At 39.9% G+C, this 26,716-nt stretch carries 27 protein-coding genes and 3 riboswitches; of the genes, 5 read left to right on the top strand and 22 right to left on the bottom strand.

From position 1 onward, the window contains the following. Window positions 1–69 precede the first annotated feature (69 nt). The 10 genes from HMPREF1048_RS11540 to HMPREF1048_RS11580 all read right to left on the bottom strand — a co-directional run bounded on the left by HMPREF1048_RS11540 (window position 70) and on the right by HMPREF1048_RS11580 (window position 11,490). The gene (locus HMPREF1048_RS11540) at window positions 70–330 is read right to left on the bottom strand and encodes a SemiSWEET family transporter (RefSeq protein ID WP_001291476.1); all 261 of its coding nucleotides are present in this window, start codon (window positions 328–330) and stop codon (window positions 70–72) included. Window positions 331–574: 244 nt separating this feature from the next. After that, window positions 575–2,149, bottom strand: a complete 1,575-nt coding sequence (locus HMPREF1048_RS11545) for an ATP-binding cassette domain-containing protein (protein ID WP_001033167.1) — start codon at window positions 2,147–2,149, stop codon at window positions 575–577. A gap of 463 nt (window positions 2,150–2,612) precedes the next feature. Next, entirely contained in the window at window positions 2,613–2,804 is a 192-nt protein-coding gene (locus HMPREF1048_RS0102660) for a hypothetical protein (protein ID WP_000850052.1), read from the bottom strand. Continuing rightward, complete coding sequence (locus HMPREF1048_RS11550; RefSeq protein ID WP_000571165.1) at window positions 2,801–3,436, bottom strand: putative bacteriocin export ABC transporter; 636 nt, start codon at window positions 3,434–3,436, stop codon at window positions 2,801–2,803. Before HMPREF1048_RS11550 ends, HMPREF1048_RS0102660 begins: the two co-directional genes overlap by 4 nt. A gap of 1 nt (window position 3,437) precedes the next feature. Then, entirely contained in the window at window positions 3,438–5,435 is a 1,998-nt protein-coding gene (locus HMPREF1048_RS11555; RefSeq protein ID WP_000282371.1) for a DUF1430 domain-containing protein, read from the bottom strand. A gap of 324 nt (window positions 5,436–5,759) precedes the next feature. Further along, complete coding sequence (locus HMPREF1048_RS11560) at window positions 5,760–6,107, bottom strand: VOC family protein (protein ID WP_001052647.1); 348 nt, start codon at window positions 6,105–6,107, stop codon at window positions 5,760–5,762. A 254-nt stretch (window positions 6,108–6,361) separates the two neighbouring features. After that, window positions 6,362–8,137 (bottom strand): pyruvate oxidase, encoded by a 1,776-nt coding sequence (gene spxB / locus HMPREF1048_RS11565; RefSeq protein ID WP_000191818.1) that lies wholly within the window; start codon window positions 8,135–8,137, stop codon window positions 6,362–6,364. A gap of 322 nt (window positions 8,138–8,459) precedes the next feature. Then, complete coding sequence (locus tag HMPREF1048_RS11570; protein WP_000136344.1) at window positions 8,460–10,703, bottom strand: heavy metal translocating P-type ATPase; 2,244 nt, start codon at window positions 10,701–10,703, stop codon at window positions 8,460–8,462. 9 nt (window positions 10,704–10,712) lie between these two features. Further along, window positions 10,713–11,084, bottom strand: a complete 372-nt coding sequence (locus HMPREF1048_RS11575) for a cupredoxin domain-containing protein (RefSeq protein ID WP_000935059.1) — start codon at window positions 11,082–11,084, stop codon at window positions 10,713–10,715. Between the two features lie 10 nt (window positions 11,085–11,094). Further along, on the bottom strand, window positions 11,095–11,490 hold the full coding sequence (locus HMPREF1048_RS11580) for a CopY/TcrY family copper transport repressor (RefSeq protein ID WP_025171955.1): 396 nt from the start codon (window positions 11,488–11,490) through the stop codon (window positions 11,095–11,097). A 183-nt stretch (window positions 11,491–11,673) separates the two neighbouring features. Further along, a riboswitch (TPP riboswitch) is annotated at window positions 11,674–11,771 on the top strand. 83 nt (window positions 11,772–11,854) lie between these two features. Between HMPREF1048_RS11580 and thiD the strand changes: the two genes are divergently transcribed. Beyond that, window positions 11,855–12,646 (top strand): bifunctional hydroxymethylpyrimidine kinase/phosphomethylpyrimidine kinase, encoded by a 792-nt coding sequence (gene thiD, locus HMPREF1048_RS11585; RefSeq protein WP_000221740.1) that lies wholly within the window; start codon window positions 11,855–11,857, stop codon window positions 12,644–12,646. Between the two features lie 148 nt (window positions 12,647–12,794). Here the strand turns inward: thiD and thiE are convergent, their stop codons facing one another. From thiE to lctO, 9 genes are all read right to left on the bottom strand, one after another. After that, complete coding sequence (gene thiE, locus HMPREF1048_RS11590) at window positions 12,795–13,427, bottom strand: thiamine phosphate synthase (RefSeq protein ID WP_001078240.1); 633 nt, start codon at window positions 13,425–13,427, stop codon at window positions 12,795–12,797. Further along, window positions 13,420–14,223: a hydroxyethylthiazole kinase gene (gene thiM, locus HMPREF1048_RS11595; RefSeq protein WP_000891858.1), complete on the bottom strand. Its 804-nt coding sequence runs from the start codon at window positions 14,221–14,223 to the stop codon at window positions 13,420–13,422. The genes thiE and thiM overlap by 8 nt, the downstream gene beginning before the upstream one ends. Next, a complete protein-coding gene (thiW, locus tag HMPREF1048_RS11600; protein WP_001225553.1) occupies window positions 14,223–14,747 on the bottom strand; it encodes an energy coupling factor transporter S component ThiW in 525 nt (174 codons plus the stop codon). The genes thiM and thiW overlap by 1 nt, the downstream gene beginning before the upstream one ends. A 4-nt stretch (window positions 14,748–14,751) precedes the next feature. Next, entirely contained in the window at window positions 14,752–15,444 is a 693-nt protein-coding gene (gene tenA / locus HMPREF1048_RS11605; RefSeq protein WP_000397192.1) for a thiaminase II, read from the bottom strand. A 10-nt stretch (window positions 15,445–15,454) separates the two neighbouring features. Further along, window positions 15,455–16,105 carry an energy-coupling factor transporter transmembrane component T gene (locus HMPREF1048_RS11610; RefSeq protein ID WP_000241390.1) on the bottom strand — a complete coding sequence of 217 codons (651 nt, stop codon included), beginning with the start codon at window positions 16,103–16,105 and terminating at the stop codon, window positions 15,455–15,457. Window position 16,106: 1 nt separating this feature from the next. Then, the gene (locus tag HMPREF1048_RS11615) at window positions 16,107–17,492 is read right to left on the bottom strand and encodes an ATP-binding cassette domain-containing protein (protein WP_000522130.1); all 1,386 of its coding nucleotides are present in this window, start codon (window positions 17,490–17,492) and stop codon (window positions 16,107–16,109) included. Further along, window positions 17,493–18,053, bottom strand: a complete 561-nt coding sequence (locus HMPREF1048_RS11620) for an ECF transporter S component (protein ID WP_000915278.1) — start codon at window positions 18,051–18,053, stop codon at window positions 17,493–17,495. A 158-nt stretch (window positions 18,054–18,211) separates the two neighbouring features. Next, a riboswitch (TPP riboswitch) is annotated at window positions 18,212–18,300 on the bottom strand. A 123-nt stretch (window positions 18,301–18,423) separates the two neighbouring features. Next, window positions 18,424–19,092 carry a TenA family protein gene (locus HMPREF1048_RS11625; protein ID WP_000449833.1) on the bottom strand — a complete coding sequence of 223 codons (669 nt, stop codon included), beginning with the start codon at window positions 19,090–19,092 and terminating at the stop codon, window positions 18,424–18,426. A 203-nt stretch (window positions 19,093–19,295) separates the two neighbouring features. Further along, window positions 19,296–19,384, bottom strand: a riboswitch (TPP riboswitch). 158 nt (window positions 19,385–19,542) lie between these two features. Beyond that, complete coding sequence (lctO, locus tag HMPREF1048_RS11630; RefSeq protein ID WP_000120723.1) at window positions 19,543–20,679, bottom strand: L-lactate oxidase; 1,137 nt, start codon at window positions 20,677–20,679, stop codon at window positions 19,543–19,545. Window positions 20,680–20,894: 215 nt separating this feature from the next. On the opposite strand from lctO, the gene HMPREF1048_RS11635 reads away from it, so the two are divergent. From HMPREF1048_RS11635 to HMPREF1048_RS11650, 4 genes are read left to right on the top strand one after another with little or no spacing between them, the layout of a single operon-like run. Next, window positions 20,895–21,575, top strand: a complete 681-nt coding sequence (locus HMPREF1048_RS11635) for an amino acid ABC transporter permease (RefSeq protein WP_000384098.1) — start codon at window positions 20,895–20,897, stop codon at window positions 21,573–21,575. Then, window positions 21,535–22,212: an amino acid ABC transporter permease gene (locus HMPREF1048_RS11640; protein WP_001154148.1), complete on the top strand. Its 678-nt coding sequence runs from the start codon at window positions 21,535–21,537 to the stop codon at window positions 22,210–22,212. Before HMPREF1048_RS11635 ends, HMPREF1048_RS11640 begins: the two co-directional genes overlap by 41 nt. Next, a complete protein-coding gene (locus tag HMPREF1048_RS11645; RefSeq protein WP_000005001.1) occupies window positions 22,213–22,971 on the top strand; it encodes an amino acid ABC transporter ATP-binding protein in 759 nt (252 codons plus the stop codon). It abuts the gene before it with no gap. A gap of 11 nt (window positions 22,972–22,982) precedes the next feature. Next, window positions 22,983–23,849 carry a cysteine ABC transporter substrate-binding protein gene (locus tag HMPREF1048_RS11650; protein ID WP_000771297.1) on the top strand — a complete coding sequence of 289 codons (867 nt, stop codon included), beginning with the start codon at window positions 22,983–22,985 and terminating at the stop codon, window positions 23,847–23,849. A 60-nt stretch (window positions 23,850–23,909) separates the two neighbouring features. Here the strand turns inward: HMPREF1048_RS11650 and pyrE are convergent, their stop codons facing one another. The 3 genes from pyrE to HMPREF1048_RS11665 all read right to left on the bottom strand — a co-directional run bounded on the left by pyrE (window position 23,910) and on the right by HMPREF1048_RS11665 (window position 26,711). Beyond that, entirely contained in the window at window positions 23,910–24,542 is a 633-nt protein-coding gene (gene pyrE / locus HMPREF1048_RS11655) for an orotate phosphoribosyltransferase (RefSeq protein WP_000170897.1), read from the bottom strand. A 33-nt stretch (window positions 24,543–24,575) separates the two neighbouring features. Further along, complete coding sequence (gene pyrF, locus HMPREF1048_RS11660; RefSeq protein ID WP_001206735.1) at window positions 24,576–25,277, bottom strand: orotidine-5'-phosphate decarboxylase; 702 nt, start codon at window positions 25,275–25,277, stop codon at window positions 24,576–24,578. A gap of 234 nt (window positions 25,278–25,511) precedes the next feature. Next, entirely contained in the window at window positions 25,512–26,711 is a 1,200-nt protein-coding gene (locus HMPREF1048_RS11665; protein WP_000031174.1) for a cell division protein FtsQ/DivIB, read from the bottom strand. Between the last annotated feature and the right edge of the window lie 5 nt (window positions 26,712–26,716).

The raw sequence follows: 26,716 nt of genomic DNA on the forward strand, positions 1-26,716 counted from the left end.
TATCTGGGTAATGATGGGGCTGAGCTTGCTAATATATACGAAAAAAGAAGACTGAAATTAGTCTTCTTTTTAAATCAAAGCTGTAATAGCCGTCACAAGGCCAAAAACGATACCTGGAGCATTGGCAGCAGCAAGGGGAATATCTCTTTCTTTCTTGAAAAGACCGTAGTAAACCCAGAGACTACAGTTGATGGCAGCAACCAAGGGCTGGATGAAATTTCCTTTTTGACCAGCCAGATTGTTCATAATTTGTGGGAAGTAAGACACATACATCATAACAGACATGAAGGTCGCTACCCAACCCAAAACTTTCATTTGTTTTTCGGACATTTTCAAAACCTCTTTTATTCTTTTTATTTTATAATATGATGTAAAAACAAGCAAGAGTTTGAGAATTTTGTTATAAAAATGTAAACTATCACAATCTTGTGATAAGAAAGAAGATTGAAGTTATAAAAAAGTATATATAATCAGAATAATGCATATTACTATATATTGAAAAATCTTGATACTGGGTGTTTTATTGCTGAAATATTTACTTTATTTTCTGATAAAACTGACTTTTAAGCCAGAATTAATATTTTCCTAAATCTACAACTTGTTGATATCTACTTTCATCATCAATATGATGGGCAATTTCTAACATCATAACAGGAAGAGAAAATAGTAGTTCATGTACCATGAAGGCATTTTCTTTATCTAGGGTTGCGGTCACTTCATCAGCCAATAACAGATTTTTTCTACGAAGAAGAAAACGTGCCAATTCAATCCGCACCCTTTGTCCCCCAGAAATATTCTCCCCGTTATTCTTGATAATAAAATCCAGCCCACCCGTCAATTCAAAATCTAGTTTGACTTGTTTCAAAACAGCAAGCAACTCTTCCTCAGAAAATTCTTGTCCTAAGGTCAAATTATAACGCACTGTATCGTTAAAGAGAAATGGATGTTGGCTAATAATTCCTATACTGGATACAAAACTTGATGTACATTCATTAACAGTTGTAACGCCGATAATTTCTCCCTCATCTGCTATTTCTTCTCCAGTAATGAGTCGAAACAAGGTTGACTTACCACAACCACTCGGTCCTTTGATTAAAACTTTCTGACCTGCTTGAACATCCAAATTTAGATGAGTAAAAAGTTGTCTGTCACCATAGGATTTACTTAAATTTTTAATGTGCAGAGCATTCAATTCTTGCGCATCTTTTTTATCTATCTGTTTTTCATCTCCAATTTCCAATACTCCAAAAATCTTATCTGCTGTCGTTTTTGCCCCTTGTATATCTACAGCATCATACATAATAGTCTGAATAGGGCTCACTAGCTGACCTGCTGCGATATACATAGCAACAAGACTTGCCACTGACACTTTCTGCCCAGCCATAGCAAAGTAAAAACCTAAAACAAGTGGTAAAACTTGGCTTAAAAAGACCATGAAACCGTTGCAAAAGAAAATTATATTATGGGTAAAGCAAAATTTTTGAATGGCTAGTTGATAATTTCGATTAATCTTCCAAAATCTGTTCTGATTTTCAGAAATTGCTTGGTTCATGAATAGAGTGTGTGCTCCTCGGATACTATCAGATACTTGATTATGCACTTCTACTCTGCCTTGTGCCATCTCATCACCAGTATATTTGAGTCTTTTATTCATCAAGAACTGAGGAATAGGACGTAAAATAGTGAAAAAGACAAAAATACTACCTAACAACAAATTTTGCGAAATAATATAAATCGCTGTTAGTAATGCTACAAAGCTCCAGCAAATGATATTGATGTATTTTTCTAAGTAATTATCCCCCAAATACTCCATATCTTGTGTGAGCATAGTGATTTTTTCATCTTCGCTAAAATCTTTTTTTGTCATCAGCTTGTCAAATAAATCTGCCCTCATATTCATCTGAATTTCACGCCGAAAAACATTATGTGTATGATTACAAAAGAGCATTAAGCTATACAAGACAAAGTATACTGTAAAGCCAAAAACAGCAAACTGTATGATTTTAGAATAAGTCAGTTCCCCTTGATTTAAGGACAAGGCTTGGGATACAACTAGGGGTTGAGCAAGAGCCAAACCTCCATTTGCCAGTGCACCGATGATAGTATAAAACTTCGTTTTCTTATCCAGATAGTGAAATATTTTATTCATAATGCCCTCCTAGAAAAAGAGAGAGGCTAGCACTCCTCTCCGTTTTTATTATATAAACTTAACAAATATTACAATTATTGCTTGCAACTTCAGGTTTTTTTACAACCTTTTTGTTTTTCTTGATAGACATTTTTGCTTACCCCTCTCTAGTCCACATCTAAAATATCTTCATAGCATCCGGAAATAGCATAAAGTGCTAGATTTTTACGAATTTTCTCTTGCATATTCTTACAAATCACAGAAGAGCTTAATTCCGTAATATGCTTGGCCATTGGACAAAAGCCTGATTTACAAATCAAAACAAAGGGACATGTTTTACAATCTTCTCTAACAGATAAAAACCATCCTTTCATATGAATCTTGTTTTATACTGTTATATTTTTATTATAAGATTTTAGAAAAATGCTGTCAATTGTTTATATGCAATTTCTTTATATAAAAAGACCGGATTGCTCCGATCTGTTCAGTCTTTTTCTTCGCGTACATAATTCCAAATCGCTATAGCTAAAGATAACAAACTTAGTAAGCAAATCATCTGTATAATTAGCTTTGTAGGTTGACGCAGTAAGCCAAACTGAGTCAGTATTACAAAGAGAGAAGAACCAAAAATCATTACTTGGAAAAAAATTGTTGTCAAACTAAATTTTGTTTTCATATCTTTTCCTTTCTAATTTCTACAACCTGATCCATTCGTTCATATACACTACTATCATGAGTTGCAATAATAATCATACGTTTTTCATTCCGTAATCCAAGAATAAGGTCAATAATTTCACGACTATTCCTACTATCTAAAGATGCTGTTGGTTCATCTGCTAAGATTATTGGGGAATCTTTCAACATTATTTTAGCAATTGCGACACGCTGCGCTTCACCACCTGAAAGAGTAAAAATCTTACGTTTTAAATCTAATTGTAAATGAACATGCTCCAAGGCTTCTTTCATAAGAGTTTCTTGTTCTTTTTTACTTTCTTTTCTCCCAATAAATGCAAGTTCTAAATTATCTTTAATACTCTTGTTCTCAATTAAACCATAATTTTGAAATAAGTAGCTTACATAATCCTTAAAATAGATTTTTTCCTTAATTTGTTTTAAATCCTTACCATCAACTTCTACTGAGCCACTTTGGACAGTTTCTAATTTACCTATAATATTTAAAAGAGTTGTTTTGCCTGCTCCAGACTCACCTATCAAAGCATAGGTCTGACCTTCATGAAATTGATAATTAAAGTCTTTAAAAATAACATAATCATCAAATTGTTTACAAATATCTTTCAATTCAATCATACTAACCTCCTTTTAGATATAAAATATTAGCCTTTTTATCTTGTCTCAGTTGAAGAAGAAAAATTCCTGTAAATAATAGCAATGAGAGCAAAGGAATAGAAATTACAAACAAATTGAAACCTAATATTACTGACAATAAAGTACAAAAAATATAGCTACTAGATAAAATTGAAAAATAAACATGATGAATTTCAAAAAGTGACTTACCTGCTAATCTCTCAATGAAATAAGTTTTGCGCCCTTGATAGAGGTAAAGAGTGTTCAGTAATACCATCAATAAAATGGAACTTACAAAACTAATAATCATCGCAAAAAATAATATAAATCTATCTGTCTCTACTTTTTGAATTCTATTTTCAAATGAATACATGCCATTTGAAAAACTACCAATACTAGCTGTTAACTTATATTTAGAAATCAATTCTTTCACTACCTCGGGTTTATCAAAAATATAATGTGCCAAAGAGAATTGGCGAATTGTTCTATTTTCATAAGCAGAACCAAACACAGTAATAATTGGTTCATGAACAAAAGCATTTTGATTCACTAAGTAATTAACCGAAGTGAAGATAGGGTAAACAAATAGATTTTCACCGCCTTGATAAGTGGCTATCTCAATTTTCTCATTAGGATCTTTCTTTTTTACAGGAGCATCGTCTGGAGCAAAGCCTTTTTGTTCATATCGCAACCAAGCCTTATGTAATTCTGAAAAGTTTGATTCTTGATTCTTTGGTATTAACACGAGACGATCAAAATCTCCCATCTGTTCAAAGAATGCTTGAGCTTCCATACTCAACTGAATTCCACTTTTTTCAACAAAACGTCGATTCACACGAATTTCATTTGATACCATATCTGGGGTAGGATAATAAGAATTAGCTGAAGAACTCTTTTGAAAAGCAATTTTATCTAGATTTGTATCTATATAAAGGAGATTTGTTTTTTGACTAAGTTCTGAATAAAAAGCTACTTCTGCTTCTCTATCTTTATTTGACTCCCCAGTATATAATTCATTAGTAGCAAAATAATTAGAATGCTTACTCCATTCGTCTCGTCCTACTTGTAATGTTGACAATTGTTGATTTAAGTTAACAACACCATAAACGCTATACATCACGATTAAAAGAGATAGTAACTGCGTCAAAATAACCAAAATGAACACAAGATGCAAAGGTGCCCTACCTTTTATGGATAGATTAAGAGCTTGCTTTTGTAAAATATGGTAAAAAATATTTGATAAAAAGAAATTTAAAAAAAGTAAAAGAAATAACCAAGAAAGCAAAGGATAAAATACTAGACTTAACGACAAAATGTTTACAGTTCTAGTAGAAAATAAGAATAAAACTGTCGCTAAATAAACTATACTTGCTATCAATATTAAGAAAATACTATCTTTGCTAATATTTCTCAAAGCAATTTGATATTTCCCTCTACCTGACAATCGTTCTATACTTACAGAACGCAGTTTGGCTATGTAGTCAGCTAGTGTCAGAATCCCAAAAGCAATTATCAAAACTAATGTAAAAGTAATCGATTGAGGATAAGTCAAAAATACCTTTAACAAGGTCAAACCAGAACTTGATTGTTCAACAATAGCTTGATGTCCTTTTTGGTTTAAAGCTTGTGCTAGCTCCTGTGCACTTAAGTTTCCTCTTACAATCAAATATAAAGTATCATCAGATGCATTTTGGATTAGGTTTTGATCTTGTTGTAATGGTAAATCTACAGGTAGTTCACCTCCAATTGGTATGTAGGTATTTTCTGTCTTTCCCCTAACATTATCCTTTACAGAAACAATCCTACGAGCTAAAACACTCTGTTTATCTTTTGCAATCTCTTCTAAATCCTTCTTAATGGTAGTAGTAGATTTCTCTACAGAAATCATCTTACTATATCCACCCAACATTTCACTTTTATATTGGCTAATAAAGAAAAGGCTAACAAAAGCAATTAAAACAAAGGAAAAAGTTGCAAGGCTTCGTTTTAGTATGTTATACATAGACTACTCCTTTCTACATTGTTTAAAAAGGTTGCTCTCTATCTATTCATGGAGATATTTCAATCCCAAGTTCCAGTGAAATAAGAAAATTCACTTACTACAGCTATTTAAAAAATATTTCTCCTTTCCATATCAGTCTTATTTTCTGCTGTTATATTTTTATTATAAGATTTTAAGAAAACGTTGTCAACTATTTATATGCAATTTTTTTATATATGCAATTTCTTTATATAAAAAGACCGGATTGCTCCGATCTTTCAATAGTTCATATTCTCACATTCTGTTTTAAGAATAATTAAGGTTATCTTCAAATAACTAAGCCCCTTATTTCATACGATAAAAATCAATCACTAGACCAGCAGGGCCTTTAACTAATAAGGACTCTGTTCCCCAATCCGTTTCACAAATACCGTGTAAAATCTCGACACCGATCTCTTTTAAACGTTGGTAATTCTGGTCTACATCCTCAACCTCGATATGAAGAATGATTCCTGACTGAAAATCTTCCACAGGAATCAAATGATTTTGGGACAACATCAGACAGTGACGGCCAATCGTAAACTGAGCAAAACCTTGGTCAACATAGTCTGCCTGTTTATCCAAAATACGCTCCAAGTCAGCACAGACTTGGGGAACATCTGAAACGATAATATCTAATTGATTTAAATTCATTTACTATCCTCCAGAAAAAGACCGGATTGCTCCGATCTTTTCAAGTTTCTCTCTATGAAAATCAAAGAATAAACAAGGTGGAACCAAGTTTGATGGCAAATCTTTGCTCATCAAACTACGAAAAATCCTTTGGGACTTTTTCTAGGCTCCACACTAGATTCCATCATTGAAATTTATGGTTTCAATGATGGAATCGTCGGCAGTAAGCTAATAAAGAAGTCTATAAATTTATCTTTGATTTTCTACGAGAGAAATTATTTAATTGCGCGTGATTGCAACCCTTCTTCTTCCAAGAAGAGGCGGAATGGTACGAGTTCTTCTGCTTCGTATTTTTCCTTGAAGGCTTTGATTGCTTCTTCTGAGTGAAGTTTTGGATCCAATTCAAGTACTTCTACTGGAAGTGGACGGTGTGGAGTGATGCGAGCATCGATAACAACAGTTTTACCTTCTTTGTTCAATTTAACAGCTTCTGCAACAACTGCATCGATGTCTTCGATACGGTCAACTGTAAATCCAACAGCTCCTTGAGCTTCAGCGATTTTCGCATAGTCAGCATTAGGGAAGTCACAACCAAACAAGTGTTTGTTTGTGTCTTCGTATTTGTCCTTGATGAAGGCATATTTACCATTTGAGAAGACAACGTTGATAACTGGAAGGTCGTATTGAACGTTTGTGATAACGTCTGGGTAGCACATGTTGAATGCACCGTCACCCATGATGTTCCATACTTGGCGATCTGGATTGTCTTTCTTAGCAGCGATACCACCAGGAAGGGCAATACCCATTGTCGCAAAGAGTGGAGATGTACGCCACATGTTCTTAGGTGTCATGTGAAGGTGACGAGTAGATGTTTGAGTAGTGTCACCTACGTCGATTGAATAGATAGCGTCTTGATCAGCATGTTTGTTGATTGCATTGTAAACTTGATACAATTGCAATTCACCCTCAGTTTTACCTTCGATTTTGTTCATGTAATCACGCCAGTTTTGGTTGTTCTTAACGTTTGCACGCCACCATGGAGTAGATTCAACTGGGTTCACTTTGTCAAGGATAGCTTTAGCTGATTGACCTGCGTCACCAAGGATTGAAGCGTCAAGGGCATGACGTTTACCAAGTTTGTAAGGGTCGATATCGACTTGGATGAATTTTTCAGTGTTCTTGAATGCTTCGTAAACTTCAGCAAATGGGAAGTTTGAACCAAGGAAAAGAACTGTGTCTGCTTCAAAGACCACTTCGTTGGCTGGTTTCCAACCAACACGGTAAGCAGAACCTGTCAAACCTTCATAGTTCCATTCGAAAGCTTCAAAGTTTTTACCAGTTGTGATGATTGGTGCTTTGATTTTACGTGACAATTCAGTGATCACTTCACCAGCTTTCACACCACCGTAACCAGCATAGATAACTGGACGTTCAGCATTGTTCAAGATTTCAACAGCTTTGTCGATTTCAACTTCGTTCAAAGCAGGAGCGATGAATGAACGCTCGTATGAACCTGATCCATAGTATGAGTTTTCGTCGATTTCTTGGAAACCGAAGTTTACTGGGATTTCAACAACAGCTGGACCTTTTTTAGAAACTGCAGCACGGCAAGCTTCGTCAATAACTTTTGGCAATTGCTCAGCGTAAGCTACACGTTTGTTGTATACAGCGATACCGTTGTACATTGGGTTTTGGTTCAATTCTTGGAAAGCATCCATGTTCAATTCGTTAACTGGACGTGATCCAAGGATTGCTAGGAATGGAGTGTTATCCATAGCTGCATCGTAAACACCGTTAATCAAGTGAGTCGCACCTGGACCACCTGAACCAACTGCAACCCCGATTGAGCCGCCGAATTTAGCTTGCATAACCGCTGCAAGAGCACCTGTTTCTTCGTGGCGAACTTGCAAGAAGCGGATGTCTTTGTCTTCAGCCAAAGCATCCATCAATGAGCTGAGTGTTCCTGATGGGATACCGTAGATAGTGTCTACGCCCCATGTTTTCAATACGTTAAGCATTGCTGCAGATGCAGTAATTTTCCCTTGAGTCATAATGATAACTCTCCTTCAAATATTTTTAAATCTACTAAAAAAGGTTTCATATAGTTTTTGAAAACGTTTCAGTAAATTTTTACAATACTAATTTATCACATTTATTTTGACTTTACTAAGAATCTGCTCAGAAGTTTCTATTCTCTATTGCAGTACAGTTTGAAAATGTTTTTAGCTTCTGTTTTATAATACTCAATGAAAATCAAAGAGCAAACTAGGAAGCTAGCCACAGGTTGCTCAAAGCACAGCTTTGAGGTTGCAGATAAAGCTGACGTGATTTGAAGAGATTTTCAAAGAGTATAAAAAGCGAGCAAGCCCGCTTTTAATCTATTTTACTAAAGTTTAAGAGAAGGGAACTGGTCAGAACGGATACAGAACTAAAGGCCATGGCTAGACCTGCAAGTTCTGGGTTGAGAGCCAGTCCAACACCTGAAAAGACTCCTGCTGCAATCGGAATTCCGGCGACATTGTAGATAAAGGCCCAGAAAAGATTGAGCAGAATACGATGAAAGGTTTTCTTACTCATGTCAAAGGCACGTACCACTCCTAGGAGGTTATTAGTTGTCAACACCAAATCTGCTGACTCGATGGCAATATCTGTTCCAGCACCCATAGCAATTCCCACATCTGCTACACTGAGGGCAGGGGCATCATTGATACCGTCCCCAACAAAGGCTACTTTTCCAGCCGCTTGTAGTTTATGGATTTCATGGGCTTTTTCTTCTGGCAAGACACCTGCAATGACCTCTTCGATTCCGATCTGATCCGCAATAGCACGCGCCACACCTGCATTGTCTCCTGTCAGCATGACTGTTTTAAGACCTCGTTTTTTCAACTGACTGATGGCAAGCTTAGCATTTTCCTTAGGAATATCTTGCAGAGCAAGCAAGCCTTTGATTTCATTGTCAACAGCTAAGAACACAACTGTCTTAGCTTCTTTTTCTAGTTCTTCTAGTTTTTCTTGATAAATGCTAGAAATATCCATGCCATCCAGCATTTTAGCATTTCCAAGCAGAACTTGTTTTCCATTGATTTGCCCTGAAACACCTTTTCCGTGCAAGGCTTGGAAATTTTCCACAGTGTGAAGCTCAAGTCCAGTTTCAGTCGCTCGCTTGACAATGGCCTCAGCCAGTGGGTGTTGAGAAGCTTCTTCCAAAGAAGCTGCCAATCCAAGCACTTCTACTTCGTCGCCGATGATATCTGTGACCACAGGTTTCCCTTCCGTCAAAGTCCCGGTCTTATCAAAGACGATAGTTTGAACTTTCTGGATTTCCTGTAGAACCGTTCCATTTTTGAGGAGAACTCCCATCTTGGCACTGCGACCTGTCCCCACCATAAGGGCTGTCGGTGTTGCAAGTCCCAATGCACAAGGGCAGGCAATAATTAGAACTGCTACTCCATAGAGAAGCGAAGACACAAAGCTCGCTCCAAGCACAACTACACTATCCCTGAGCAAGACGAACCAAACCCAAAAGGTCACAATCCCTAAAATGACAACTGCTGGGACAAAAATCCCTGAAATTTTATCCGTCAAGTCCTGAATCGGCGCACGACTTGTCTGAGCTTTCTTCACAAAATCCACAATCTGAGCCAAAACAGTTTCTGAACCAACTTTTTCTGCTCTAAAAACAAGTGTTCCACTATTATTGATGGTTGAACCAATGACGGTATCTCCAACTGTCTTGTCCACAGGCAGACTCTCACCTGTCACCATAGACTCATCAATACTAGAGATACCTTCTACTACGACACCATCAACCGCAATCTTTTCACCGGGACGCACTCGAATCAGGTCACCTACCTTGACTTGCTCCAAAGGGACTTGAACATAGTTATCCTCACGCAAGACTTCTGCAGTTTTAGCCTGCAAGTCAAGCAATTTCTCCACAGCTTGAGAAGTATTTTTCCGCATTTTCTCCTCAAAAACGGCTCCCATAAGAACGAAGAAGAAGATAAATGCAGCACTTTCAAAGTAAACGGGGAGGCCAGCGAAGAGGGCAACTAAGCTATAGCCATAGGCCACTAGGGTTCCCAGAGCAACCAAGGTATCCATGTTGGCATTGTGCTTTTTAAAACTAGCCCAAGCACTTTGGATATAAGGACCACCTGCTACTAGCATAATCGGTGTTGTGGCTAAAAAGGTGCCCCAACGCATGACTTGGTGACTAATTCCTCCTGTCGACATCCCAATCATGAGGATCACAAGAGGCACAGTAAAGATACTCGTAATCCAAAAACGCTGTAAAAGTGATAGAGATTTTCGAGTCTTCTCAACAACTGTATAACTTCCCTTTTGCATCTTCATACCACAAGAAAATTCATGTTGACCTAATTCTTGAGGTGTAAAACGAATGACTTTCTCCTCATCTACGCCGATTGGTTCCAAGATGCCTTCTTCTTCAAACAGAATCTCCTTGTAACAGTTTGAAGGAGTTGCTCGATGAAAGGTAATCTCAGCAGGAACTCCTTTTTGCAGTTGAATGTGGGCTGGATGGTAGCCTTTGTCTGCCGTGATACGGATTTTTTGAACACCATTTTCAAGACTTGCTTTTACAATTTCAGTCATATCATTCTCCTATTCTACAATCATCTTGCCGTGCATCATATTCATGCCACAAGAGAAACCATACTCTCCAGCCTGCTCAGGCGTGATTTCCACTATATACTCTTCCCCCATAGGCAGGTCCGCATGTACACCAAAGTCTGGAAAAACAATCTGATCCAGACAGGGTGAAGGATCCTTGCGGTCAAAAACAATGCGGGCTGGCACTGATTTCTTGAGGATAATCAACTCAGGCGTATAGCCCCCCATGACTTCCACTCGAATCTCTTGGTAGCCGTTTTTTTGCTGGGCCTTTTGTCCAGATTTTTCAGGCTTTTTGAAAAACCAAAACAAGATAAACGCGATAAGGGCAATACAAATAATGGTTACAATACTATTTAACATGACGTCTCCTTTACATACAATTACATTTTACTTCTGTCACAGCGCTTGATTTCTTCTCAGAAATCACAGCTTCCAAGTCTTCCAAGTCAGTCTGAGTAAAATCACATTCAGCAATCAAATCAGCCAACAAGTTCTTAATCCTACGAGAACAAACCTTGTCCTTGATATCTTGGACAAGTAAATCCCGACTTTGGTCCAAAGTTAAAAGGGCTGAATAGACAAAGAACTTGCCTTCTTTTTTCCTTGTCAGACACTCTTTCTCAACCAAACGAACCAAAAGAGTTTGAATGGTTGACTTGGACCAGTCGAATCGCTCCGCCAGAACCCTAATCAAATCCGTACTAGTCTGCTCTCCTTGCATCCAAATAATCTTCATGACCTGCCATTCTGCATCTGAAATCTGCATCATCACACCTCCTAAATCTACATTTGTCGATTACAGTCATTAGTATACTTCAAAAATCTACATTTGTCAACTATGAAATTAATATTTTCTTTGAAAAATTGAATTTTAATCATTTGAAAAACTATTTGCAGTCAAATCTTACTATATAAACTATAAAAATATGCTATACTAAAGAAAAAAGAAAACAACCACTAGGGGTGCGTAAAGCTGAGATTAACGACTGTTAGACCCTTTGACTCAATCTAGGTAATGCTAGCTGATGGAAGTGGAAATGATAATGGGGACTAGCAGTCTTCTATTGCCTTTCTAAAACAGACTAGCTTGTTCTTAAGAATACAAACTTCAGTTGGTTGGGAGGTTTTAGATGACTTATTTACCCGTTGCTTTGACCATTGCAGGGACTGACCCTAGTGGTGGTGCTGGCATTATGGCTGACTTAAAGTCATTCCAGGCTAGAGATGTCTATGGAATGGCCGTTGTGACCAGTCTTGTCGCTCAAAATACCAGAGGTGTTCAGCTAATCGAGCACGTTTCTCCTCAAATGTTGAAAGCTCAATTGGAGAGTGTCTTTTCGGATATCAAGCCTCAGGCTGTAAAAACTGGGATGTTGGCAACTACCGAAATCATGGAAATCATCCAACCCTATCTTAAAAAGCTGGATTGTCCCTACGTCCTTGACCCTGTTATGGTCGCAACAAGCGGTGATACCCTGATAGATACCAGTGCCAGAGACTACCTAAAAACAAAGCTACTTCCCCTTGCAAGTATTATCACACCCAATCTTCCTGAAGCAGAAGAGATTGTTGGTTTTTCAATCCATGATCCTGAAGACATGCAGCGTGCCGGACGCCTGATTTTAAAAGAATTTGGTCCTCAGTCTGTGGTCATCAAAGGTGGTCATCTCGAAGGTGGTGCCAAGGATTTCCTCTTTACCAAGGATGAGCAATTTGTCTGGGAAAGCCCACGAATTCAAACCTGTCACACCCATGGTACTGGATGTACCTTTGCTGCAGTGATTACTGCTGAACTAGCCAAGGGGAAAATCCTCTATCAAGCAGTCGATAAAGCCAAGGCCTTTATTACAAAAGCCATCCAAGACGCCCCTCAACTCGGTCATGGTTCTGGCCCAGTCAACCATACAAGCTTTAAAGATTAAAAAAACTCTCTAGTTCCCACTTTAAGGGAATTAGAGAGTTTTTATACTTCTTCAAACTACGTCAGTTTTATCTGCAATCTCAAAGTTGTGTTTTGAGCAACCTGCAGCTAGCTTCCTAGTTTGCTCTTTGATTTTCATTGAGTATTAATTAGAAAATAATGTCATCCAACTTTGTTAAAAAAGCTTGTGTTTTTGCCTCTATATCTTCTGACTGCATCAAATCACGCACTACAGCTACACCAGCTATACCCGTGCCGATAAGTTGGTCAATATTCTCTGATGTCAAGCCGCCAATGGCAACTACTGGAATAGCGACCCTTTGGCAAATTGTTTTCAAGGTTGAAATCAGGGTGATAGGCGCATTTTCCTTGGTCGTAGTCGGGAAAATGGCTCCTGTCCCCAAGTAATTCGCCCCTCCTTCTTCTGCCTCGAGGGCTCTTTTTACAGTTTTAGCAGTGACACCGAGAATTTTTTCAGGGCCCAAGACTTGTCTGGCAACCGAAACTGGTAACTCATCGTCTCCGATATGCAGACCAGCAGCATCGACTGCAAGACAGATATCCAACCGATCATCGATTATCAAGGGTACCTGATAGGCATCTGTTATTTCCTTGACTTTTTTTGCCAGTTGATAATATTGATTGGTTGTAAGATTTTTTTCTCGTAATTGGACTATGGTAACCCCTGAACGGCAAGCCATCTCAACCTTTTCAAGAAAGCTTTCCACGGAATCTTGGTAGCGATTGGTGACCAGATATAGTCTAAGTGCTTCTCTATTCATAAATATCTCCTTTGATGCCATCTAGCCAATTCTCATCTCTTTTGAGGAGCGAAAGCTGATTGAGTACTTGGTAACGAAAATCTTCCAATCCCATTTCTTGAACAGCGATTTTCTCAGCAGAGATATTGAGATAAGAGACTGCTAAGCAAGAAGCTTCAAAACCTGTCTTTCCTTGGCTGAGAAAAACAGCTGTTAAGGCTCCAACCAAGTCTCCTGTCCCTGTTATCCAGTCTAATTCTGCACAGCCATTCTCCAATACAGCAACCTGATTCTCTGAAACGATGAGGTCCTTGGGGCCTGTGACTAAGAATGACATACCAGGATAGGTCTGACACCAGTCTTTCAAGACTTGAAGCAAATCCTCAGTTTCTTGATCTTTAGCACTGGCATCGACACCAACGCCGTGGTGCTTTAAACCAACAAGACTTCGGATTTCCGACATATTTCCTTTAAGGACCGTAGGTCTATAGTCTAAAAGGTCTTTAACTAAGCTCTTACGAATGGATGAAGCTGTTACGCCAACAGCATCTACTACCATTGGGAGAGAAACTTGAGCTGCATAAGAAGCTGCCATACGAATTGCTTTTTCCTTCTCGGCTGACAAATGCCCCAAATTGATGAAGAGAGCCTGGCTTTGCTTAGTAAAATCAAGAACCTCACGGGGATCATCTGCCATGACAGGTTTGCATCCCAGAGCTAAAATCCCATTTGCCAGCATCTCACAGGAAATCTCATTGGTAATGCAGTGAATGAGGGAAGCTGTTTCCAGAGGAAAAGGATTTGTCAATTCCAGCATCAGTCTATCCTTTCAGCAAAGAAATATCCCTGCACTTTTTTAAAGAATTCCTGCTTGATTAAAAATCGAAAGGCAATAAAGGAAACCGCTGTACCAATCAAGGTTGCTCCGAAAAATCGAGGAGTATAGATAAACCAGCTGAGTTTAGCAGCCGATCCTGTAAAGAGTACCATAACAGGATAGGAAACAATAGAACCAATAATACCTGTTCCCAAAATTTCTCCCAAGGCAGAAAAGTAAAATTTTCGACCATACTTATAAAAGAGACCTGCTAGAAGGGCTCCAAAAGTCGCTCCTGTGAGAGCTAAAGGCGGAATCCCTTGAGTTGTCATACGGATAAAGGCTGTTACTGTAGCCATAGCCAAGGCATAAACAGGTCCCATCATGATTCCCGCTAGAATATTGACTACACTGGACATCGGTGCCATTCCCTCAATCCGAAAGATAGGTGTAAGGACTACATCAAGGGCAATCATCATGGATAAAATGGTTAATTTGTGAACTTGCAATTGGTGCTTTCTCATGTTTCTATTCTTCTCCTTTTTCTAAAGACTGTAAATCGCTCTTCCATGTCTGATGTTGGTAGGCCATTTCCCAAAACTTGGCTTCCATATGAACACTGATGTGGAAGGCTTCTAGCATTTTTTTCTTGTCCATCTCGTCACTTTCTCGATAGAGTTGATTGACCAGAGCCTCTTCCTCTCTGATCTGCTGCTCCAACTCATCCGTAATATAAGTTTCAATCCATTGCTGGTAGAGAGGATTGGGTGATGGTTTAAGATTAAGGGATTTGCCTATATCATGGTATAACCAAGGACAAGGTAGCAAACTTGCAAAAGCGATGGCTAGATTTGCTTCTTCAAATTGCCGATAAATATGAGAGATGTAATAGTAGCAGGTTGGAGCGATTGGATGTTGCTCCATTTCCTGATCGCTGATTTCCAATTCCTTGAAAAATTGTTGGCGGATAAATAACTCACCCTCCACTAGACTCTGAGCATTTTGTTTCAATAGTCTTTTCATCTCTTGGTTGGAAGTCTTTCCAGCCAAGAGGTGATAGGCTTCTGAGAAGGCCTTCAGATAGTAGGCATCCTGAATCAAGTAATAGCGGAAAATTGCAGGTTCTAAATTTCCCTCTTGCAACTGTAAAACAAAGGGGTGATGAAAGGAGGCCTGCCAAGCTTCCTTGGATAATTCCATCGCAATATCTGTAAATTCCATAATAACTCCTTTATAAAAATAGACTGGTTTGAAGCAATAAAAAGAAAAGCAGGTAGATTAATTTTGTTTTTTTAGGAATATAAAAAGTCCGATAGCTATTCTCCACCTGTGCATGTTCGTCATATCCATGCGCCGATAGAGCCCTCAGGTAAAGATGGCGCCACCTAAAGACTGTCATCAGAACCTTGCTGTAAATCAAGGGAGACCAAAAATGCAGTTCTTGACCGCGTAATAAGCACGCTTCCTTGAGGGACTTGATTTCTTGCTGAATGAGGGGGAAGGAATTGAATACCACAATCAAGGCGTAGGCCCAAGAGCGTGATAACCCCTTTTGGGACAAGTACAAGAGAAGCTCTTTTAGGGAAATAGAGGAAACAAAGACAAGGCCAATACAAACCGTCACAAAAGCCCTCGTTCCAAGCATGACTGCCTGCGAAGCATCCCCATGTAACTGAACTGCCCAGTAGTTGGCCAAAGATGGCAAAATGGCGAGCAGAATCATCCAAGCCAATACTTTAAATCTACGGTAATAGAGCATAAAGAGAATACAAAATGCGACTACCGAGAGATTAAGAGCAATCGAAGGAACGAAAGATGTTTCCAAGGATAAAATCAGCAAGAAGAGACTGATAATCGGTGTCTGGGTTGCTACTTTGACCATACTATCTCACCTCCCCTTGGGTATTGCTACTCTGAGATGTGAGTGGTTTGGCAATTGTCACTGCTTTCACATGACTGAGACCCTGACTAGTCATCTCAATCCAATAATCAACCACAGAGATCAAGGGATCTAAACGATGGCTAATGATCAGAAAACTTCTTCCCTGATTTCTCTCCTCCAGAATCCACTGACAAAAATAATGGCAAGCTCTATCATCCAAACCTGCAAAAGGTTCATCCAGCAAGATCACAGAAGCCTTGCTGGTCAAGATGGTCAAGAGCTGAAGAATCTTTTGCTGACCACCACTTAATTGATAGGGGCTCTTATCGAGTGCCTGCTCCAGATCAAAATACCGTAAAGCTTGGAAAATTCGCTGATTTCTTTCAGAGTCTGGACTATCTAATTGAAGCTCTTCTCGCAGACTGGCCCTGATAAACTGCTTTTCAGCTTCCTGAACAACACCCGTCAGGTCACGATACAAACTCTTTTTCTTTTTCAAGACTGTCCCCTTCCAGGTAATGCGCCCCTTATACTTTTGAAATTGAAGAATAGACCGAAAGAGGGTTGATTTCCCGACACCATTGTCACCCAAGATACAGGAAATTCCTTGGTAAAATGTAAAATCCACAATCGAAAAGAGGGGACGCTTATCTAGCTCACAAGTCGTTCGATCCATATGGAACAGTTCCGGGCTAGAAGCAACTTCCTTTGAAACAGCCTGTGTCATTTCAGAGGCAGGGATTTGATTTATTTTCCTTAGTTGTCCGTCTCTTAGCTCCACCATATGGTCGATATAGGCTTCATAATCAGATAAATCATGGTCGCACAAAACAACTGTCTTCCCATCAGAGACCAACTCTTTTAGAATCTCCAATATCTCTATCCTACTCTTGCGGTCAATGGAAGCGAAGGGCTCATCCAAGAGATAGACCCTAGGATTCATAGCAAAGAGAACAGCCAAAGCAGCCTTTTGCTTTTCTCCACCTGATAAGTGATGAATTGGACGGTGCAAGATCTTCTCGCAGCGACATTGCTGGACAACCTCTGCTATTTTAGAATCAATTTCCTGAACGGGATGCTCAATATTCTCCAAGGTAAAAATCAGCTCCTCAAACAAGTTCTCCATGGTAAATTGATGATTGGGATTTTGAAAGAGGATACCAACCGTCTGGACACGTTCGATGATAGAAAGCTGACTGACCTCGCTCCCATTTATCAGGACTTGACCGCTATAGGGAAGAGAACTGACTTGGGCGATCATTTGAAAGAGGCTAGATTTTCCTGAACCACTGCTCCCAACTAACAAAGTAAAGGCTTGCGCATGAAAAGTAAAATCAAGCGGTTCAGAGAAGATTGGGGACTGAATCGCTCGTAGTTCCAGCCCCATCTATGCCTTGCCCCCAGCTGCAAACTGATGATAAAGTTTGACAATGGCACGAACCAAGATGGTACAGAAGAAAAAGACAGAAATAAAGCGCACCACAAACAAGGAAAGGACAAAAGGAAGGGAGAAGGCGTAGTAACCTAACTTAATGTATTCATAGACAAAGCTAACAAGCGTAATCCCAATACTATTAGCAGTTAGAGAGAGCCAACTTTCATAGCGATTCTTGGTTACGATAAAACCAAGTTCACTTCCCAAACCTTGAACCAAACCAGACAAAAGGGCACCTAGACCGAATTGGCTACCATAAAGGACTTCAGCAAGCGCAGCTAGCACTTCACCAATCGTTGCACTTCCGACTCTTGGAACAAAGATTGCAGCAATAGGCGCAGCCATACACCAGAGACCAAAGAGGATTTCATTGGCAAAGGCCTGCAAGCCAAGAGGGACTAAAATCAGAGTGAGGATATCAAACAGATAGCCAGATCCTACAAAAACGCCACCAAAAAAGATAGACAAGAAAGCAAGTAAGATAACATCTTTTAACTGCCATTTTTTCAACATAAAAAACTCCTTTTTTAAAGAAAAGTGGGGCATTCAAGGAGAGCTACCGAAAGACTTACCGTCAAGCCTATCCTCTTTTGATAAACAAAAAAACTCCAATTACGAACGAGAATTAGAGTTTAGCTTACAAGATTAGACAGTTCTTTTCGACATACGAAAAAAACCTTTTCACATTTCCCTTCGCCAGTCTTAACTGTATCAGGTTCAATGGGTATTATCTCAGCCTAAAGCACCCCAAATGTCTTTATTATTTTATTACTGGACTAGTATAACAGAATTTGAAAGCCCTAGCAAGATATTTGACTAGAAAATATATTTACATATTTTGTTTGTTAATTATTTTAAAATACATAAAAGAATTAAATCTGTCCTATAATTCATAACCAATATCAAAAAAGGCTAATTCTAAATCAACTGCTTGATTCCAGCGTTGCTGAAGTTCTGTCAAATCTTCTCGCCCTTTCCCGACACGATTGAGTTCGTCAACCAAAAATTGAACCCACTCTGTAAAGAAAGGACCTCTGTGGAGATGGATCCATTCCGAATGAATATAGGCTTCAGGTAGAGCCAAATCTTCAGAACCCCAGTCTAAATAGAGACCTTCTGCAATGACCAACATGACCAAAAGATGGGCATAGTCTGATGATGAAACAGCAGAATACATTAAATCCTGAAAGGCTTTTGTTACAGGGTGCAAGGTCACTTCCAGATAGTCATTCTCAGATACTTTTAACTCTTTGAAAGCCTTTTGGAAATAACCGTCTTCATCTGCTTCAAGAAAGCCTAGTTGCTTAGCAAAACGAAGTTTGGATTCAAGCTGGTCTGCGTGGGCTACGCAAGCACCCAGCATGGATAAGAAGGCATCAAAGAAGTGATAATCTTGAATCAGGTATTCTTTTAAGACCTTATTCTCAATTGTCCCCGCAAAAAGTTCCTTAACAAAACGATGATTTATTGCAGCCTGCCAATCCTTCTGACTGCTTTTTAATAATTCTCCAACAGTCAAACCTGGCTGAAATGCATAGTCTTGTGTTTCCATATTTACTTTTCCTCTCTTTACACTAAACACCAAGAGATATCAAGCAAAATCGAAGTTTCACTTGATACTTTTAAAGAACATCGAGGGCATTTGCAGAGAGCTACCTAAATAAGCCTCTCCAGTTTATATAAACAAAAAAACTCCAATTACAATCAAGAATTAGAGTTGACTTACAAGATTAAATCGTTCATTTCGCCATACGAAAAAAACTGTTCACATTTCCCTTCGCCAGTATTAACTGTATCAGGTTCAATGGGTATCATCTCAGCCTAAAGCACCCCAAATGTCTTTATTATTTAATTACTGCACCAGTATAGCAAAAAATGAAAGCCCTAGCAAGATATTTGTTCGAAAAATATATCTATATGGTTTTTTGATACAAATTGACCTTATTTAAACTTATAAAACACAAGCAAAAACCTCCACACTTAGTGGAGGCAAGCTGGTTTATCAATACAATTTTAAGTCACGAGGGTCAACTGGGAAGGTTGGGTTGTATGGGTTGTGACGGAGTTTGAAGTGTTTGACATCTTCAATGGTCTGAGTTCCAGACAACTGCATGACTGTCTTCAATTCCGCATTCAAATGTTCAAAGACTTGGCGTACACCGACACTACCACCGAGAGCCAAGCCATAGATAACAGGGCGACCAATAGCTACCAAGTCTGCTCCTGAAGCCAAGGCTTTAAAGACGTGTTGACCACGACGAATACCTGAGTCAAAGACGATTGGTACGCGTTTGTCAACTGCTTCAGCTACTTCTTGAAGTGAGTCGAAGGCAGCTGGTCCACCGTCGATTTGGCGACCACCGTGGTTGGTTACCCAGATACCAGAGGCACCTGCAGCAAGCGAACGTTCAACGTCCTCACGGCATTGTGGTCCCTTGACATAAACAGGAAGTCCTGAGTATTCAGCGATAAATTCTACATCACGTGGAGACAAGCGTTGTTTAGCTGATTTGTAAACAAAGTCCATTGATTTTCCAGCACCTTCTGGCAGGTATTCTTCAACAATCGGCATGCCAACTGGGAAGACAAAACCATTACGCTTATCAACCTCACGATTGCCCCCTACAGTCGCATCTGCCGTCAAGACAATAGCTTTATAACCTTCAGCCTTCACACGGTCCATGATGTGGCGGTTAATGCCATCATCCTTACTAAAGTAAAATTGGAACCAGTGAGGTGTCCCTTGAAGAGCTTCCGTAATTTCTGGAAGGTCGACAGTAGAGTAAGAACTGGTTGTATAGAGAGAACCAAACTCATGAACACCACGCGCAGTCGCCACTTCACCCTGTTCATTTGCCAATTTATGAGCTGCAACAGGTGCCATAATGATTGGTGAAGACAATTTTTCGCCTGCAAATTCAATCTCTGTACTTGGATTTTCTACATTGCAAAGCGTATGCGGAACGATGAGTTTGTGGTTAAAGGCGCGAATATTCTCACGCAAAGTGAAAGTATCTTCCGCCCCACTGGCGATATAGCCAAATGCTGCTTTCGGAATAACTTGTTGCGCCATTGGCTCCAAATCATAGGTATTGATGAAATCTACATGGCCTTCTGCATTGCTTGTTTTGTATGACATAAAATGCCCTCCTTAATAAGTAAGCGTTTACTTTGTATATTACAAAAATATCTTAACTCTTTTTTCAAAACTTTTCAAATATTTTGTTTGGAAATTTCAGAAATTTTATGTCTATGATAAAAAATCCTTATAACGGCAATAAAAAATAGATATTATCCAAAGAAGATTTTAAGTGCTACAATAACTGTATTATTTCTAGATGGGAGGTTCTATTTTTGGATTGGTCCATTGTTGAACAATATCTACCACTATATCAAAAGGCATTCTTTCTGACCTTGCATATTGCAGTTTGGGGGATTCTGGGATCCTTTCTGCTCGGCTTAATCGTTAGTATCATCCGGCATTACCGCATCCCTGTTTTGGCGCAAGTAGCGACAGCCTATATTGAATTGTCACGCAATACGCCCCTTTTGATTCAACTCTTCTTTCTCTACTTCGGACTTCCTAGAGTAGGGATTGTCCTATCTTCAGAAGTCTGTGCCACTTTAGGACTGGTCTTTTTAGGAGGCTCCTATATGGCAGAATCTTTCCGAAGTGGCCTGGAAGCCGTCAGTCAAACCCAGCAGGAGATTGGATTAGCTATCGGTCTGACACCTATACAGGTCTTTCGCTATGTGGTTCTTCCGCAAGCAACAGCGGTGGCACTCCCCTCTTTTAGTGCCAATGTCATTTTCCTGATCAAGGAAACCTCTGTTTTCTCAGCAGTGGCTTTGGCCGATCTCATGTATGTCGCCAAGGACTTGATTGGGCTCTACTATGAGACAGACATTGCGCTTGCTATGTTGGTAGTTGCTTATCTGATCATGCTGCTACCCATCTCACTGGTCTTTAGCTGGATAGAAAGGAGGCTCCGCCATGCAGGATTCGGGAATCCAAGTACTCTTTCAGGGAAATAATCTCTTGAGAATCTTACAGGGATTGGGCGTTACGATTGGGATATCCATCCTGTCTGTCCTCTTATCCATGATGTTCGGAACAGTCATGGGAATCATCATGACCTCTCATTCTAGAATCATACGATTTTTAACACGATTGTATCTGGAATTTATCCGTATCATGCCCCAGCTGGTGTTGCTCTTCATCGTTTACTTTGGCTTAGCTCGAAACTTTAATATCAATATCTCAGGTGAGACTTCAGCTATTATCGTTTTTACCCTCTGGGGAACAGCTGAAATGGGAGACTTGGTACGTGGAGCCATCACTTCCCTTCCTAAGCATCAGTTTGAAACCGGACAAGCGCTTGGCTTGACCAATGTTCAACTTTACTACCACATTATCATCCCACAAGTCTTAAGAAGACTGCTACCGCAAGCCATCAACCTTGTCACTCGGATGATTAAAACGACTTCCTTGGTCGTTTTGATTGGGGTTGTTGAAGTTACCAAGGTAGGACAACAAATCATTGATAGCAATCGCCTGACTATCCCAACTGCTTCCTTTTGGATTTATGGAACCATTCTAGTCTTGTATTTCGCAGTCTGCTTCCCTATTTCCAAACTATCCACTCACTTAGAAAAACATTGGAGGAACTAAATGTCTGAAACTATCTTAGAAATCAAGGAACTCAAAAAATCCTTCGGAGACAATCCCATCCTCCAAGGACTTTCTTTAGATATTAAAAAGGGAGAAGTTGTCGTTATCCTAGGGCCATCTGGTTGTGGTAAAAGTACCCTCCTTCGTTGCCTCAATGGCTTAGAAAGTATTCAAGGTGGAAATATTCTGCTAGATGGTCAGTCTATCGTTGAAAATAAAAAAGACTTTCACCTAGTTCGCCAAAAGATTGGCATGGTCTTTCAAAGTTATGAACTCTTTCCCCATCTGGATGTCTTACAAAACCTCATCCTAGGCCCTATCAAGGCTCAGGGAAGAGACAAGAAGGAAGTAACAGAAGAAGCTCTGCAACTACTGGAACGTGTCGGATTGTTGGATAAACAACATAGCTTTGCGCGTCAATTATCTGGTGGACAAAAGCAACGGGTTGCAATTGTCCGTGCCCTCCTCATGCATCCAGAAATTATCCTCTTTGACGAAGTGACTGCTTCGCTAGATCCAGAAATGGTACGTGAGGTGCTAGAACTCATCAATGACTTGGCTCAAGAAGGTCGCACCATGATTTTAGTAACTCATGAAATGCAGTTTGCCCAAGCCATTGCAGACCGCATTATCTTCCTAGACCAAGGGAAAATCGCTGAAGAAGGAACGGCTCAAGCCTTCTTTACCAATCCGCAAACCAAACGAGCTCAGGAATTTTTAAACGTCTTTGACTTTAGCCAATTTGGCTCATATCTATAAAGGAGATTTTTATGAAACTACTCAAACCACTCTTAACTGTTTTGGCACTTGCCTTTGCCCTCATCTTTGTTACAGCTTGTAGCTCAGGTGGAAATGCTGGTTCATCATCTGGAAAAACCACTGCCAAGGCTCGCACTATCGATGAAATCAAAAAAAGCGGTGAGCTACGAATCGCCGTATTTGGAGACAAGAAACCATTTGGTTATGTTGACAATGACGGTTCTTATCAAGGTTACGACATCGAGTTGGGAAACCAGCTGGCCCAAGACCTAGGTGTCAAGGTTAAATACGTTTCAGTCGATGCTGCCAACCGTGCTGAATACTTGATTTCAAACAAGGTGGATATTACCCTTGCCAACTTTACAGTAACTGACGAACGCAAGAAACAAGTTGATTTTGCCCTTCCATATATGAAAGTTTCTCTGGGTGTCGTATCACCTAAGACTGGTCTCATTACAGACGTCAAACAACTTGAAGGTAAAACCTTGATTGTCACAAAAGGAACGACGGCTGAGACTTATTTTGAAAAAAATCATCCAGAAATCAAACTTCAAAAATACGACCAATACAGCGACTCTTACCAAGCCCTTCTTGACGGACGTGGAGATGCCTTTTCAACTGACAATACGGAAGTCCTAGCTTGGGCGCTTGAAAACAAAGGATTTGAAGTAGGAATTACTTCCCTCGGTAATCCAGATACCATTGCAGCGGCAGTTCAAAAAGGGAACCAAGAATTGCTAGACTTCCTCAATAAAGATATTGAAAAATTAGGTAAGGAAAACTTCTTCCACAAGGCCTATGAAAAAACACTCCACCCAACCTACGGTGACGCTGCTAAAGCAGATGACCTAGTTGTTGAAGGTGGAAAAGTCGACTAATACTCATGAAATCACAAAAAGAAATCAGGTAAGCCTAGTGACTACCTGATTTTCTATGTCTTAAGCATTTTGCCAATTTTCTTGGTCTTCTTTAAAGCGTTTTAGAAGATCGAGTCCTTCTGGTGTGATATAGCCTTCTTCTTGGGCTAGATGGATAAGCTCACTATAGTTTGAAAGTGTTACCAATTTCACGCCAGCATCCGCAAAGTTCTTATCTGCTTTTGGCAATTGGTAGCTGAAAATCGCTACTACTCCAAGCACATCTGCTCCTTCGCGTTTAGCGGCTGCTACGGCCTCGAGAACAGAACCACCAGTTGAAATGAGGTCTTCAACCACTACCATTTTTTGACCCTGAGCTACACGGCCTTCAATTTGATTACCAGCTCCATGGTCTTTTGGTTTGCTACGGATGTAGGCAAATGGTAAATTCATCTTATCAGCAATGATGGCTCCGTGAGGAATCCCTGCTGTCGCAGTTCCTGCAATCACCTCAACCTCAGGAAAGGCTTCTTTGATAGCATCCACAAAACCATTTTCAATGAGAGTACGAGTTTCTGGATAGGCTAATGTCACACGATTATCAGTATAAATCGGCGACTTGATACCAGATGCCCAAGTGAAAGGCTCCTCTGGTTTGAGGTAAACGGCTTGGATTTTCAAGAGGTGGCTAGCGATATCTTTAGCAAGTGTCATGGTATTCTCCTTTTATTTTTCTAATCTAGTTCTTTAATTCCAGTCCTGTGTCCATTCATCCTTGATGGCATGATAAGCTGCAACAGGATTTTCAGCTTGGGTAATGGGACGTCCCACCACGATATAGTCACTACCGATTTGATAGGCATCCGCTGGCGTCATCACGCGTTTTTGGTCTCCAACTGCAGCACCTGTAGGACGAATGCCCGGTGTCAGACAGATAAACTCTAGATTGGTAGCCTGTTTGATGACTTGCACTTCCTGAGCCGAGCAAACGACACCGTCCAAACCCGCTTCAGCTGTCTTCTTGGCATAATGAATCACAGACTCTTGCAGGCTGGTTTGGATATTTTGAAAGTTCTGCATCTGAGCTTCTGAGGTTGATGTCAGCTGCGTTACAGCGATCAATTTGGCTTGACTTCCAAGACCTTCACGCGCAGCCTTCATCATCTCTACACCTCCAGCAGCATGAACATTGGTCATATCCACACCAAGCTGAGACAGGACCTTCATAGCTGATTTGACTGTATTGGGAATGTCATGCAACTTGAGATCCAAAAAGACACTGTGACCCAAATCTTTCAAGTAAGACACAATCTCAGGCCCCGTTGCGTAATAAAGCTCCATCCCTACCTTTAGATAAAGGCTTTCTTCTGCTGGAAAAAGAGCTAAGAATTCCTTGACCGCCTCAAAACTAGGAAAATCAAGAGCAATGACTGGACGATGTTCTCGCATAGGTTTCTCCTTTTACCTTTGCTAGTGAGAGAGTCTGGCCACAAGAAGCCACGAAAAAAGGAACCTGCCAACAGCAAGGTTCCACGAAAAATGGGTAGTCTCCACCCTTTCACCGTCTAACCTTAGCTGCCTCTCTGGACTGCTTTAAAGGTTTTTTACTATTCTATTATTTCTACTAGCACTTGTCAAGTAAAAACATGGCAACTAAAGAGAGCTATAGAAGAAAAGCTAAACCTAGCGACGCGATGAGCGCTGGGTCGTTTGGTTTCGATTGCTCTGTTCCTCTTGTTTTTTCTGTTCTTCTTCTAAACGTTTACGTTCTTCTTCCTGCTTTTTCTCAGCTTCCTTAGCCTCTTGTTTGGCTTTTTCCTCAGCCTCCATAATTAATTTATCCGCCACTGTGTAACTGTAAATTCCAGCTTCCATATCGACCACACTTGGTTCTGACAATTGAGGCTTAATCTTGCTGTAATAAGGCAGTTTCTTACTCATTTCAGAAAGGGGAACCAAGACTTCGTCTGAATCATTCATAGTCAATCGAATTAAATCTGATGTTACCTTGCTTGGGGCTAGTTCCACCTTTTCAATAGCCGCCTTAAGTTCTGGGCTAATTTGAGCAAGTTCTGAGACAAAAGCCTTGATTTGTTCGCTGTCATTAAAGAGAACTGATAAATAAGTTTCTGGTAAACTGACCAGGCTCACAGAACTGGTCTCAAGCTGACCACTGGAAAGAATAGGATAATGGTTTTCACCAGAAATATAGTAGGCCACAATATCATATTCCTTAACCTTGATAGTGAACTTAGTTGGAAATTGATAAACAAGCTGAGCTGATTCAACCCAATAGTTAGACTTGATCCGCTCTTCATATTTTGCCTTGTCTAGCAAAAGGTTAATCGTATAATCCGAATCCTGAATGCCTGAAGCCTGTCGGATATCATCAGCCGTAGTTTGCACCGTTCCCTCAACACGGATATCCTTCATGGTCGCATAAGGACTGAGTAAGTAAGCAGAGATAATCAATAAAAGCAGACTTGGAAATAAAATCGTTAGAGCTCGCAAGATATGGAGGCCAGGAATCTTTGCTTTGGCTGGTTTTTCTTTTATAGCCTTTTTATCCTGGTCCTCGTCCTCTTTAGATCCTGATTCTTCTATCTCTTTTTCCTCTTTGTCACCCTCTGAGGATTCTACTTTTTCCTCAGACTCTTCCTTAGCTGCTTCTGAGTCTTCATGGTCTGTTTCACTCTCCTGGTCCTCTGATTTCTCAGATTCTTCTCCCATTTGAGCTTGTCTTTCCTTTTCCTTCTCCTCAGCTAGGGCCACCTCTTCTTCAGCCTTCTTTTTTAGATATTCTTGGTTCCGTTTCTGCCATTCTGATAACTCTTTAAATTCTTCGAGGATTTCTTTGCCCTCATTTTTCTTATCTTTTGACATTTACT

The organism is Streptococcus mitis SK575, assembly GCF_000257865.1.
In the GTDB taxonomy this organism is placed as follows: Bacteria; Bacillota; Bacilli; order Lactobacillales; family Streptococcaceae; genus Streptococcus; species Streptococcus mitis_CQ.